The following is a 12,009-nucleotide window of genomic DNA, read 5'->3' as shown; positions in this document are numbered from 1 at the left end:
TTTACTCTTCTTCCTCCTCGCTGTGACCGGCGTCCTGGTGCAGGCGCTCGTCTTCGCGAATCGTGTTGGTCACCAGGTTGGACAGGCGCATGCCCTCAACCAGGGTCTTATCATAGGCAAAGCGCAACTCGGGCACCACCCGCAGCTGCATGGCCTTACCCAGCAAAATCCGGACATAGCCGGCCGCGTCTTCCAACACCTTCAGACCCGCCTTGATGTTCGGCTCATCATCGAAGAGGAAGGTGACAAAGATCTTGGCGTGCTGCAGGTCGCGGCTCACCTCCACGTCGGAGACGGTGACCATACCGATACGGGGATCCTTGATCTCCCGCTGCAGTATCAGGGCCACTTCCCGCTGCACCTGCTGCGCCACACGGCGGGCACGGCTGAATTCTTTACTCATGGAAAATTCCTGACAAAAAGGGGGCCGTTAAGCCCCCTGTTTTTGGCTATGGATTACAGCGTGCGCTGGATCTCGACGGTCTCATAGACTTCGATCTGGTCGCCGACGCGAACGTCGTTGTAGTTCTTCACGGCGATACCACATTCGTAGCCATTCTTGACCTCGGGCACGTCATCCTTGAAGCGACGCAGGGATTCCAGCTCGCCTTCATAGATGACCACGTTGTCACGCAGCACTCGGATGGGGTTGTTGCGCTTGACGGTCCCTTCGGTGACCATACAGCCGGCCACGGCACCAAACTTCGGTGACTTGAACACGTCGCGCACCTCGGCCAGACCGATGATCTCCTGCTTGTACTCCGGCGCCAGCATGCCGCTCATGGCCTGCTTCACCTCATCGATCAGATCGTAGATCACGGAGTAGTAACGCAGATCCAGGTTTTCTGACTCTATGATGCGACGGGCGGAGGCATCGGCGCGGACGTTGAAGCCCAGGATGATGGCATTGGAGGCGGCCGCCAGGCTGGCGTCGGTTTCCGTGATACCACCGACACCGGAGCCGATGATCTTCACCTTCACTTCGTCGGTGGAGAGCTTCAGCAAGGAGTCGCAGATAGCTTCGGTTGAACCCTGAACGTCGGCCTTCAGCACCACGTTCAGCTCGGAGACTTCGCCTTCGGTCATGTTGGAGAACATGTTCTCCAGCTTGGCCTTCTGCTGACGCGCCAGCTTGACTTCGCGGAACTTGCCTTGACGATACAGGGCCACTTCACGGGCCTTCTTCTCGTCACGCACCACGGTCGCTTCGTCACCGGCGGACGGCACCCCGGACAGACCCAGGATCTCCACCGGGAAGGAGGGACCGGCTTCCTTGACGTCTTGGCCCAGCTCGTCGCGCATGGCGCGCACCCGGCCGTATTCCAGACCGCACAGCACGATATCGCCCTGCCGCAGGGTCCCTTCTTGCACCAGCACGGTGGCAACCGGGCCACGGCCCTTGTCCAGGCGGGATTCGATGACCACACCGGACGCCATGGCATCTTCCACCGCGGTCAGTTCCAGCACTTCGGCCTGCAGCAGGATGGAGTTCAGCAGATCGTCGATCCCCTGACCGGTCTTGGCAGAAACCTGCACGAACTGGGTATCACCACCCCACTCTTCGGAGACCACACCGTAGCGGGTCAGCTCGTTCATCACCCGATCCGGATCGGCGGCCGGCTTATCGATCTTGTTCACCGCCACCACCAGGGGCACGTTACCGGCCTTGGCGTGTTGAATGGCTTCGATGGTCTGGGGCATGACGCCGTCATCTGCCGCCACCACCAGGATCACGATATCGGTAGCCTTGGCACCACGAGCACGCATGGCGGTAAAGGCCGCGTGACCCGGGGTATCCAGGAAGGTGATCATGCCGTTGTCGGTTTGTACGTGATACGCACCGATATGCTGGGTAATACCACCGGCCTCACCCGCCGCGACCTTGGCCTTACGGATGTAGTCCAGCAGGGAGGTCTTACCGTGGTCGACGTGACCCATGATGGTCACCACGGGCGCACGGTGCTGGGCCTCGGCGTTGGAATCACGATCCTGCAGCACGGCCTCTTCCAGCTCGTTTTCACGACGCAGAGTCACCTTGTGGCCCATCTCTTCGGCCACCAGCTGGGCGGTTTCCTGATCAATGACCTGGTTGATGGTCGCCATGGCGCCCATCTTCATCATCACCTTGATCACCTCAACCGCCTTGACCGCCATCTTCTGGGCCAACTCGCCGACTGTGATGGTCTCGCCGATCACCACGTCGCGGTTAACCGGCTGCGCCGGCTTGTTGAAACCATGCTGCATGGAGCTGGGGGCACTGATGCGACCCCGCTTGCCCTTGGCACGGCCACGGGCCCGATCTTCACGATCGCGACGGTCATCGTCATGGCCCTTCTTGGCCTTGGCCACGGCAGGACGGCGACGGCCACGGGACTCGGCTTGGCGCTCACGCTCGGCCTCGGCTTCCTTGACGAAGGTGGAGGTATTGCCGCTCTCGTCATCCGCCTCTTCGGCCTTCTTACGGGCGACTTCCTCTTCAGCCCAGCGGGCTGAGTTCTCTTCCGCCAAACGACGGGCTTCCTCGGCCTTGCGTTCGGCTTCGGCTTCTGCCTTGCGTTGAGCTTCCTGCTCCTGCTGGCGCTTGAGCGCCTCTTCTTCCCGCTTGGCCATCTCGTCTACCTCTTTATGAGCCTTCTTGGGAGGCTCATTCTTGGCCGCGGCACTCTTGCGCGCCTGTTCCTGGGCCTTGGCCTGCTCAGCCTTGGCGCGGGCTTCTGCCGCTGCCGCTTCCTGACGGGCCTTCTCTTCCTGAGCCTGACGTTCAGCTTCCTGACGCGCCCGCTCTTCCTCTTCCTGCCGCTGGGCATCGTCCACCGCGGAGCGGCGGACGTAGGTCTTGGACTTGCGCACTTCCACTTGAACAGACTTGTTCTTACCACCTGCGCCCTGGACACTCAAGGTGCTTTTGGTTTTGCGCTGCAATGTCATACGCTTGGGTTCGGTGTCGCTATCGCCACCATGCTGTTGCTTTAGATGGGCCAGCAGGTTCTGCTTCTCATCTTCGCTCACCATGTCTTCCACGGACTTGGTTATACCAGCCGCGGAGAACTGCTGAAGAAGACGCTCCACCGGGGTCTCGATATCTTGGGCAAGTTGTTTTACTGATACTTCTGCCATTCATTACCTCCGCAGATTATTCGGCCTGCTCACCGAACCAACAGATATTGCGGGCAGCCATGATGAGTTGGCCCGCCTTCTCTTCGGTCATTCCTTCGATCCCCATCAGATCGTCGATACCCTGCTCGGCCAGCTCTTCCAGGGTTCCCACCCCGCGTGCCGCCAGCATGTAGGCGTATTCACGGCTCAGCCCGTTCAGGGACAGCAGATCCTCGGCCGGCTCGACGCCTTCGAAGGACTCTTCCTTAGCCAGGGCCCGGGTGGAGAGGGATTGCTTGGCCCGCGCCCGCAGCTCTTCCACCATGTCTTCATCCAGACCATCGATGGACAACAGCTCGTTCATCGGCACATAGGCGATCTCTTCCAAGGTGGAGAAACCTTCCTCGATCAGCACGTCGGCAAACTCGTCATCGATATCCAGCGCCTGGGTGAACAGGTTCAGGATGCGATCCTTTTCCGCCTGGTGCTTCTGCTGCATCTCTTCGACCGTCATGACGTTGAGCTCCCAGCCGGTAAGCTGGGAAGCCAGACGGACGTTCTGCCCGTTGCGACCGATGGCTTGCGCCAGGTTGCTGGCTACCACGGCGATGTCCATGGTGTGGTGGTCTTCATCGACGATGATGGAGGCCACATCCGCCGGCGCCATGGCGTTGATCACGTACTGGGCGACGTTGTCATCCCACAGCACTATGTCGATCCGCTCACCGGCCAGTTCACCGGAGACAGCCTGCACCCGGGCACCTCGCATCCCCACACAGGCCCCGACGGGGTCAATGCGGCGATCGTTGGTCTTCACGGCAATCTTGGCACGGGAACCGGGATCCCGGGCGGCGCCCTTGATCTCGATGATCTCTTCGCCGATTTCCGGCACCTCGATGCGGAACAATTCCTTCAGGAAGTCCGGATGGGCACGGCTGACAAACAGCTGACTGCCGCGAGCCTCGGGCTTCACCGCCGCCAGCAGACCGCGAATGCGGTCGCCGGGACGGAAGGTTTCGCGGGGCAGCATGTCATCGCGATACAGCACGGCTTCGGCATTGCTGCCCAGGTCCAGGATGATGTTGTCCCGGTTCACTTTCTTCACCACGCCGGTGATGATGCTGCCTTCTTGATCCTTGAACTGCTCCACCACCTGGGCCCGCTCGGCTTCGCGCACCTTCTGCACGATCACCTGCTTGGCGGTCTGGGTGGTGATACGGTCGAAGGTAATGGATTCAATTTGATCCTCGACGAACTCACCGACCTGGATCTCGGGTTCGTCCACCCGTGCGGCGTCCAGGGTGATCTCGCGGAAGGGGTTTTCCAGCACCCCTTCGACGTCCACCACTTCCCAGCGGCGGAAGGTGTCGAAATCGCCGGTCTTGCGATCGATGGCAACACGGACTTCGATGTCACCTTCATATTTCTTCTTGGTGGCGGTAGCCAGGGCCGTTTCCAGCGCCTGGAAAATTTTCTCGCGGGGAACGGCCTTTTCATTGGAGACCGCATCGACCACTAGCAGAATTTCTTTATTCATGTCCGATTGCCTCGTCAATCAAAGTTAGGAACCAGATTGGCTTGTTGAATGTTGGCAAACGCCAGCATCTCGTCTTGTCCATCGACGGTCAGGGTGATGGTTTCCCCTTCGACCAGCTTGATGACACCTTTGTATTTACGGCGATTGTTCATCGCCATGCGCAACGTCACCGTGGCCACTTCGCCCAGATAACGCGAAAAATGAGACAGTTTGAGCAGAGGGCGCTCCAATCCTGGCGAGGAGACCTCCAGGTAGTATTCGGTGCTGATGGGATCTTCCACATCCAGCACGGCACTGACCTGATGACTCACCTCGGCACAATCCTCCACCGTGATGCCATCGGGATGTTCGATATAGACCCGCAGCGTTGAGTGCTTGCCGGCACGAACATATTCGATGCCCCACAGTTCGTAGCCCAGCGCCTCCACCGGCGCTTCGAGCATTTGAGTCAGGCGTTGTTCTAACGTAGCCAAGCTACCCCCATAAATAAAAAAAGGGCCTATAGCCCAGTGAAGTACAGCCCGCCCCGCCACGGACGGTGGAAATCAGATAACAAAAAAGCCCCGATATTCCAATCGGGGCTTTTTCACTGGACCCTGATTACCACTCCAAGAGTGGCCGTCCTGCAGCAAGAGCACTGCAACAGCCATGGACGAGAATTTGGTTGCGGGGGCAGGATTTGAACCTACGACCTTCGGGTTATGAGCCCGACGAGCTACCATGCTGCTCCACCCCGCGTCCGAAACTAGCGAGATTATAATTGTCTAGCCATATGGCTGCAAGCCAGACAACTCTCTACATTTGGTGCCGAGCGCGGGACTTGAACCCGCACGCCAGATAGGCACTACCCCCTCAAGATAGCGTGTCTACCAATTCCACCAGCTCGGCTAAAACTGTCTATCAGTTGGGAACGTCGGTATTCTGCGCGGCAGAATCCTGGGTCGCCAACGGAGCCGCCTGTTCAGTCTTAGCCTGATCCAGGTTACTCCAATCCTCGGTCGGCTTGAGCTTCTGATTGGTCATGGCGCCGAGCACCAGGCTAATCACGAAGAATACCGTTGCCAGGATGGCGGTGGTACGGGTCAGGAAATTACCAGAACCTGCAGCACCAAAAACTGTATTTGACGCACCGGCACCGAAGGAGGCTCCCATGCCGGCTCCCTTACCATGCTGGATCAGTACCAGGCCAATCAGACCCAGGGAGATCAACAGATACAGTACCAGGAGAATTTCGTACATTTGCTTACCCTGTCTAAACACGGCCAGCTCACGCGGCCGAGGCATTTATTCCACCATCCTAGCAAGCCAACGCGGTCGGCTTGAGGTCATCAAATCAGCTGATGAATTGCCCAGACAGGCTGGCAGCTTGCCGCTCCTTAGCGTGGCGGAAGCACCCTGACGGGCCTCCCCTGCTGGAGCGGGGCTAATACTAGCCAGCCTGATGGTAGGAAACAAGCAGAATTTTAAATTTCTGGGCTGTTTGGGCAATTTCTCAACAAAACAAACAATTATGAGTATTTTCGCAGCGTTAGCTCGCGCGAACCACCTCGGCAATGGTCTCGGCCAGCCCCTGAACCAGGGTCGCATCCTCCCCTTCCACCATCACGCGGATCAGGGGCTCGGTACCGGATTTGCGCAGCAGCACACGACCGCGACCGGCCAGTCTGGCCTCTGCCGCCTGGACGGCGGCCTGCACCGCAGGCGCCGCAACCGGATCCTGCCCTTCGCGAAACCGCACATTGACCAGAACCTGCGGGAACAGGGGAACCAGTTCCCGCAGCTGGGCTAACCCCATGCCCTGCCGGCGAACCGCCCGCAATACCTGTAATGCCGCAATGATGCCATCGCCCGTGGTGGTCTGGTCCAGGCAGATGATATGGCCTGAGTTTTCCCCACCCAGGCGCCAGCCCCGCTCCTTGAGCAGCTCCATCACATAACGGTCACCCACCTTGGCCCGCACGAAGGGGATTTCCAGATCGGCCAACGCCAGTTCCAGCCCCAGATTGGACATCAAGGTGCCCACCACACCACCGTGCAGCACACCGCGCGCCTGGCAATCCCGGGCGATGAGGTAGAGGAGTACATCCCCGTCCAGCAAGTTGCCCTGGTGATCCACCATGATGAGGCGATCCCCGTCACCGTCGAAGGCAATGCCCATGTCGGCCTGCTCAGCCTGCACTCGCTCAACCAGGGCCTGGGGTGCGGTTGAACCCACCCCGGCATTGATATTGAGGCCATCCGGACTACAGCCCATGGCGATCACCTCGGCGCCCAGCTCCCGGAAGACCAGGGGGGCTATGTGGTAGGTCGCCCCATGGGCGCAGTCCACCACCAGCTTGAGGCCATCCAGGCTCAACTCACTGGGAAAGGTGCCCTTGCAATACTCTACGTAGCGGCCCGGCGCATCATCCACCCGGCTGGCCTTGCCCAGCTGGGCGGCCTCGACGCAGTGCAGCGGCAGATCCATGGCCGCCTCAATGGCCTGCTCCACCTCATCCGGCAGCTTGGTGCCATCGGTGGAGAAGAATTTAATGCCGTTGTCGTAGTAAGGATTGTGGGAGGCGCTGATCACCACGCCGGCCTCGGCGCGGAAGGTGCGCGTCAGATAGGCCACCGCGGGGGTCGGCATGGGGCCGAGCAGCACGGCCTTCAGTCCGGCGGCAGACAGACCCGCCTCCAGCGCCGCCTCAAGCATGTAGCCCGAGATGCGCGTATCCTTGCCGATCAGGACCTTGCGGGTGCCCTGCTTGGCCAACACCTGGCCGGCAGCCCAGCCCAGCTTCATCACAAAATCCGGCGTGATGGGACAATCCCCCACCTTGCCACGGATGCCGTCGGTACCGAAATATTGTCTGCTCATGCTGCTCCTTACTGCGCGCTGCACTCTTGGGCATAGCCAAAGACCCTGAGGGCATCATAGGTCTCTTTGACATCGTGGACACGGATGATACGCGCCCCTGCCTGAGCCGCAAAGAGGGCCGCCGCCAAACTGCCGGCCAACCGCTCATTTACCGGCCGCTGCAGCAGGTTGCCAATCATGGACTTGCGTGACATGCCCACCAACAGCGGACAGCCCAAGGTCAGGAAGCTGGCCTGGTGGCCCAGCAACCGGTAGTTCTGCTCCACCGTCTTGCCAAAGCCGTACCCCGGATCCAGCAGCAGACGTTCACGGCCGATGCCGGCCCGTTCACAGGCCTGCATGCGCGCCACCAGGAAGTGGCGCACCTCCGCCAACATGTCGCCATAGTGCGGCGCTATCTGCATGGTCTGGGGGTCACCTTGCATGTGCATCAGGCACACCAGCACCTCGGGATCGGCGGCGGCCGCCGCCAGGGCACCCGGCAGCCGCAAGGCCCGAATGTCGTTGACCAGATGGATGCCCGCCGCACAGCTGGCCTGGATCACCTCGGGTTTGGAGGTATCCACCGACACCATGACATCCAGCTCGGCCAGCACGGCCTCCACCACCGGCATCACCCGATCCAGCTCCTCCTGCACCGATACCTCGGCAGCACCGGGACGGGTCGACTCGCCGCCGATATCCAGCAGGCTGGCGCCATCGGCACACAGGCGCGCCGCCTGGCGCAGGGCTGCCTCCTTCTGGCGATAGTGATTGCCATCGGAAAACGAGTCTGGGGTGACATTGAGGATACCCATGACCTGGGGCTGCCGCAGATCCAGCTCACGCCCCTTACAACGTAACAACATGCGAAATCTCCAAAACAAAACCCCGGGAACTCCCGGGGTTTATCAGACTGCCAATCAGGCGTTGCTGTCGCTGGCCTTGGGCGGTGTCGGCTCCACATCTATGGTGGCCTGTTCAGGCTCATCCCGAGGCGGAATCTCGGCCTCGGCCTGGGCCTCGGCGTCAGCCACGCCTTCGCCACCGGTCCCGTTCAGGGAGGAGGAATCATCCGAGGAGCGCTGCTCCATGGGCGGACGCACTTCTCGTCTGGCCATGAGATCGTCGATCTGCTTGGCGTCTATGGTCTCATACTTCATCAGGGCATCCTTCATGGCGTGCAGGATATCCAGATTCTCGTTGAGTACATGCTTGGCTCTGTCGTAGTTGCGGTTGATCACATGCTTGATCTCCGCATCGATGAGTCGCGCCGTGTCATCAGACATGTGCTTGGCCTTGGCCACCGAGCGGCCCAGGAAGACTTCACCGTCCTCGTCGGCGTACAGCAGGGGACCCAACTCTTCGGACATGCCCCACTGGGTCACCATCTTGCGCGCCAGCTCGGTGGCCCGCTCGATATCGTTGGAGGCCCCTGTGGTCATCTTCTCCCGGCCGTAGATGATCTCTTCGGCCAGGCGGCCACCGTACAGGCTGGAGATCATGGACTCCAGATATTGCTTGGAGTGACTCCAGCGATCCTGCTCCGGCAGATACATGGTCACACCCAGGGCACGGCCACGGGGAATGATGGAGACCTTGTAGACAGGATCATGCTCCGGCACCAGACGCCCGACGATGGCATGGCCGGCTTCGTGATAGGCGGTCATCTCCTTCTCGCTGTCGGTCATCACCATGGACTTGCGCTCCGCGCCCATCATGATCTTGTCCTTGGCGCGTTCGAACTCCGTCATGCCCACCAGGCGCTTGTTGCTACGGGCGGCGAACAAGGCCGCCTCATTCACCAGGTTGGCCAGATCCGCACCGGAGAAACCCGGGGTACCACGGGCGATCACCGCCGCATCCACGTCGTCGCCCAACGGCACCTTGCGCATGTGCACCTTGAGGATCTGTTCACGACCACGGACATCCGGCAGCCCCACCACCACCTGGCGGTCGAAGCGGCCCGGACGCAGCAGGGCCGGGTCCAGCACATCGGGACGGTTGGTGGCGGCGATGACGATCACCGCCTCATGGCCCTCGAAGCCATCCATCTCCACCAGCATCTGGTTCAGGGTCTGCTCACGTTCATCGTGACCGCCACCCAGGCCGGCGCCACGCTGACGACCCACGGCGTCGATTTCATCGATAAAGATGATGCAGGGGGCAGACTTCTTGGCCTGCTCGAACATGTCCCGCACCCGGGAGGCCCCCACCCCGACAAACATTTCCACGAAGTCGGAACCTGAGATGGAGAAGAAGGGCACCTTGGCCTCGCCGGCAATGGCCTTGGCCAGCAGGGTCTTACCGGTACCCGGCTGCCCCACCATCAAGACCCCTTTGGGGATCTTGCCGCCCAGCTTCTGGAAGCGAGTAGGATCCTTGAGGTAATCCACCAGCTCCTTCACCTCTTCCTTGGCCTCGTCACAACCGGCCACATCGGCAAAGGTGGTCTTGATCTGATCCTCACCCATCAGGCGGGCCCGGCTCTTGCCAAAGGACATGGCGCCCTTGCCACCGCCCCCCTGCATCTGGCGCATGAAGAAGACCCAGACGCCGATGAGCAGCAGCATGGGGAACCAGGAGATGAAGATGGAGGCCAGCAGGCTAGGCTCTTCTGGCTTCACGCCCCGCACCCGCACATTGTGCTTGAGCAGGTCGTTGATCAATTGGGGATCCTGAGTCGGAATGATGGTGGTAAACGACTCGCCGTCGCGCTTCGCACCACTGATCACCTTGCCATCGATGCGAGCCTCGCGGATCTGGTCCTGGGAGACTTCCTTCACGAACGTCGAATAATCCATCTGGCGGCCGGAAGAATCGCTGGGACTGAAGCTCTGAAACAGAGACATCAACACCACGGCAATGACCAGCCAAAGGATCAAGTTTTTCGCCATGTCACTCAAATCACTAACCTCACAACTGATGGCTTAGAACGTTCAAAGGTTACTACAGTTTAAAACCTGTAGCTACAATGTAGACTTCCCGTGAACGGGCTCTGGACGAATCCGGTTTTCGGCTCTTGACCACGCTAAACAAGGATCTGACTTCCTTGAGATATTCCTCAAAACCGGCCCCCTGGAACACCTTCACCACGAAGGCGCCGTTCGGTGCCAGTACCTGACGGCACATGTCCAACGCCAGCTCGACGAGATACATGGATCTGGGCTGATCCACGCCGAGGTTTCCGGACATGTTTGGCGCCATATCGGACATCAGCACATCCACCTTGTCATCACCCACCCGTTCTAGCAAGGCGGCCAGCACGGCCTCGTCCCGGAAGTCCCCCTGCAGGAAGTCCACCCCGGCAATGGGATCCATGGGCAGGATATCGCACGCCACCACGCGGCCCTTGCTGCCTACCTGCTCCACGGCAAACTGGGACCAGCCGCCCGGGGCGGCCCCCAGATCCACCACCGTCATGCCCGGCTTGATCAGCCGATCACGCTGCTGGATCTCGTCAATCTTGAACACGGCACGGGAACGCAACCCCTGCTTTTGTGCCTGCTGTACATACTTGTCATCGAAGTGTTCTTTGAGCCAGCGGGAGGAGCTGGCGGAACGCTTTTTCTTACTCATCGAAACTCACGCTAAGCCATAAAGGCTATTAGTATTAAGGGGCAGATGGGGGTAGAATGTACCGCTTTCAACCCGGATAACGAAGAAAATTCCCATGAATCTCACGACCAAACAGAAGCAATATCTCAAGGGTCTGGCGCACAGCCTCAAACCGGTGGTACTGCTGGGTCAACACGGCCTCACCGAAGGGGTACTGGCCGAAATTGACGCTGCCCTGGCCCATCATGAGTTGATCAAGGTAAGGGTCAGTGCACCTGACCGCGAAACCAAACAGCTGATCAACGCGGCCATCGTCCGGGAAACCGGCGCCTGCCAGGTGCAGGCCATGGGGAATATCCTGACCCTGTACCGCCCGGCTCAGGAGCCGAAGCTGGTACTACCGAAGAAATAATCTTCGGCTTAGGACACACACGACAAAGGGGGCCAAGGCCCCCTTTGTCGTGGCGCCATCATAGCTTAACGGTAATCCACCGCCAGGATTTCATATTCCACATCGCCGGCCGGCGTTCTGATGTTCACCACATCGTCCACCTCTTTGCCTATCAGGCCACGGGCTATGGGTGAATTGACGGAGATGAGGCGCTCCTTGATGTCCGCCTCGTCGTCACCCACGATGCGGTAGCTGATCTCTTCTTCGGTATCGCAGTTCATCAGGGTGACAGTCACCCCAAACACCACCCGGCCATTGTGCGGCAACTTGGCAATGTCGATGATCTGGGCATTGGAGAGCTTAGCCTCGATCTCCTGAATGCGGCCTTCACAGAAACCCTGCTGCTCCCGCGCGGCGTGGTATTCGGCATTTTCCTTCAGATCGCCGTGCTCACGGGCCTCCGCGATGGCGGCGATGATCTGCGGTCTCATGACCGTCTTGAGGTGTTCAAGTTCCTGACGCAGCTTTTGCGCGCCAGTCACTGTCATCGGCGTCTGACTCATAATCAACACTCGTTTATCTGATCAA

General features: G+C 59.8%; 10 protein-coding genes, 2 tRNA genes and 2 pseudogenes. 1 reads left to right on the top strand and 13 read right to left on the bottom strand.

The features are described 5' to 3' along the window. Window position 1 precedes the first annotated feature (1 nt). From rbfA to rlmE, 12 genes and pseudogenes are all read right to left on the bottom strand, one after another. Complete coding sequence (gene rbfA / locus ABHF91_RS06860) at window positions 2-403, bottom strand: 30S ribosome-binding factor RbfA (protein ID WP_409422709.1); 402 nt, start codon at window positions 401-403, stop codon at window positions 2-4. A gap of 53 nt (window positions 404-456) precedes the next feature. Next, window positions 457-2,637 (bottom strand): annotated as a pseudogene (gene infB, locus ABHF91_RS06855) (translation initiation factor IF-2); the annotation flags it as partial. Between the two features lie 77 nt (window positions 2,638-2,714). Then, a pseudogene (locus tag ABHF91_RS06850) lies at window positions 2,715-3,117 on the bottom strand (translation initiation factor IF-2 associated domain-containing protein); the annotation flags it as partial. A gap of 16 nt (window positions 3,118-3,133) precedes the next feature. Next, on the bottom strand, window positions 3,134-4,633 hold the full coding sequence (gene nusA / locus ABHF91_RS06845) for a transcription termination factor NusA (protein WP_409422708.1): 1,500 nt from the start codon (window positions 4,631-4,633) through the stop codon (window positions 3,134-3,136). Between the two features lie 14 nt (window positions 4,634-4,647). Next, window positions 4,648-5,106, bottom strand: coding sequence for a ribosome maturation factor RimP (gene rimP / locus ABHF91_RS06840; protein WP_409422707.1), 459 nt, complete (start codon window positions 5,104-5,106; stop codon window positions 4,648-4,650). A 188-nt stretch (window positions 5,107-5,294) separates the two neighbouring features. Then, window positions 5,295-5,371: transfer RNA gene (locus ABHF91_RS06835), tRNA-Met, on the bottom strand. A gap of 64 nt (window positions 5,372-5,435) precedes the next feature. After that, window positions 5,436-5,521, bottom strand: a tRNA-Leu gene (locus tag ABHF91_RS06830). A gap of 12 nt (window positions 5,522-5,533) precedes the next feature. After that, a complete protein-coding gene (gene secG / locus ABHF91_RS06825; RefSeq protein ID WP_409422706.1) occupies window positions 5,534-5,872 on the bottom strand; it encodes a preprotein translocase subunit SecG in 339 nt (112 codons plus the stop codon). A gap of 289 nt (window positions 5,873-6,161) precedes the next feature. Further along, window positions 6,162-7,493: a phosphoglucosamine mutase gene (gene glmM, locus ABHF91_RS06820; protein ID WP_409422705.1), complete on the bottom strand. Its 1,332-nt coding sequence runs from the start codon at window positions 7,491-7,493 to the stop codon at window positions 6,162-6,164. An 8-nt stretch (window positions 7,494-7,501) separates the two neighbouring features. After that, a complete protein-coding gene (folP, locus tag ABHF91_RS06815) occupies window positions 7,502-8,341 on the bottom strand; it encodes a dihydropteroate synthase (RefSeq protein ID WP_409422704.1) in 840 nt (279 codons plus the stop codon). Between the two features lie 54 nt (window positions 8,342-8,395). Next, window positions 8,396-10,378, bottom strand: a complete 1,983-nt coding sequence (ftsH, locus tag ABHF91_RS06810; RefSeq protein ID WP_409422703.1) for an ATP-dependent zinc metalloprotease FtsH — start codon at window positions 10,376-10,378, stop codon at window positions 8,396-8,398. A gap of 43 nt (window positions 10,379-10,421) precedes the next feature. Beyond that, on the bottom strand, window positions 10,422-11,051 hold the full coding sequence (gene rlmE, locus ABHF91_RS06805) for a 23S rRNA (uridine(2552)-2'-O)-methyltransferase RlmE (protein ID WP_409422702.1): 630 nt from the start codon (window positions 11,049-11,051) through the stop codon (window positions 10,422-10,424). 94 nt (window positions 11,052-11,145) lie between these two features. Here rlmE and yhbY point away from each other — a divergent pair, with 94 nt between their 5' ends. Then, entirely contained in the window at window positions 11,146-11,442 is a 297-nt protein-coding gene (yhbY, locus tag ABHF91_RS06800) for a ribosome assembly RNA-binding protein YhbY (protein ID WP_409422701.1), read from the top strand. A gap of 65 nt (window positions 11,443-11,507) precedes the next feature. Here the strand turns inward: yhbY and greA are convergent, their stop codons facing one another. Further along, window positions 11,508-11,984: a transcription elongation factor GreA gene (gene greA, locus ABHF91_RS06795; protein ID WP_409422700.1), complete on the bottom strand. Its 477-nt coding sequence runs from the start codon at window positions 11,982-11,984 to the stop codon at window positions 11,508-11,510. Between the last annotated feature and the right edge of the window lie 25 nt (window positions 11,985-12,009).

This window comes from Pseudaeromonas aegiceratis (assembly GCF_046254905.1).
Lineage (GTDB): Bacteria > Pseudomonadota > Gammaproteobacteria > Enterobacterales > Aeromonadaceae > Pseudaeromonas > Pseudaeromonas aegiceratis.
Note: the sequence above shows the minus strand (reverse complement) of the source record. Positions and strands in the feature narration are given on the sequence as shown.

What these genes read in the sequence shown, in the direction of transcription:
- yhbY (WP_409422701.1), top strand. Translation starts at nt 11,146, where the DNA reads ATGAATCTCACGACCAAACAGAAGCAATATCTCAAGGGTCTGGCGCAC.
- nusA (WP_409422708.1), bottom strand. Translation starts at nt 4,633, where the DNA reads ATGAATAAAGAAATTCTGCTAGTGGTCGATGCGGTCTCCAATGAAAAG.
- glmM (WP_409422705.1), bottom strand. Translation starts at nt 7,493, where the DNA reads ATGAGCAGACAATATTTCGGTACCGACGGCATCCGTGGCAAGGTGGGG.
- folP (WP_409422704.1), bottom strand. Translation starts at nt 8,341, where the DNA reads ATGTTGTTACGTTGTAAGGGGCGTGAGCTGGATCTGCGGCAGCCCCAG.
- secG (WP_409422706.1), bottom strand. Translation starts at nt 5,872, where the DNA reads ATGTACGAAATTCTCCTGGTACTGTATCTGTTGATCTCCCTGGGTCTG.
- rbfA (WP_409422709.1), bottom strand. Translation starts at nt 403, where the DNA reads ATGAGTAAAGAATTCAGCCGTGCCCGCCGTGTGGCGCAGCAGGTGCAG.
- greA (WP_409422700.1), bottom strand. Translation starts at nt 11,984, where the DNA reads ATGAGTCAGACGCCGATGACAGTGACTGGCGCGCAAAAGCTGCGTCAG.
- rlmE (WP_409422702.1), bottom strand. Translation starts at nt 11,051, where the DNA reads ATGAGTAAGAAAAAGCGTTCCGCCAGCTCCTCCCGCTGGCTCAAAGAA.